The sequence below is a fragment of the Arthrobacter sp. 10T419 genome, assembly GCF_056394105.1.
In genome coordinates this window covers 1-369 of the sequence record NZ_JBFTHF010000081.1, presented here as the reverse complement: position 1 = coordinate 369, position 369 = coordinate 1, and the positions used below count along the sequence as shown (strand labels likewise).

Genomic DNA, 369 nt, shown 5'->3' with positions numbered 1-369 from the left:
GAGGTGGCCCACCCCTTCGAAGTGCTCGACGCCGCCGGCATTGCCGTGGAGTACGCGTCGCCCCTCGGTGGCAACCCACCGTTCGACGGCTACGACGAGACCGATCCCGCGCAGCTCGCGTTCAGCAAGAGCCAGGCGATCCGGCGCATGGCGCATAGCCGCAAGCTCTCGGAAGTCGATGTCCTGGACTACGACGCGATCTTCTTCCCCGGCGGCCTTGGCCCCATGGTGGATATCGCAAACGACCCCGACGTCAAGCGTGCGGTGCTGCGCGCCTGGAACGGCGGCAAGATCGTCGCCGCCGTTTGCCACGGGCCGGCCGCGCTGCTCGGCGTCACGCTTGAGGACGGCACGCCGCTGGTCCAGGGT

Annotated in this window: 1 protein-coding gene; it reads left to right on the top strand. The window is 68.8% G+C overall.

What is annotated here, in order from left to right; all coding sequences use genetic code 11:
• Nucleotides 1–369: DJ-1/PfpI family protein (locus tag AC1DBD_RS17975; RefSeq protein ID WP_476982750.1), on the top strand; the 369-nt coding region annotated here is incomplete at both ends.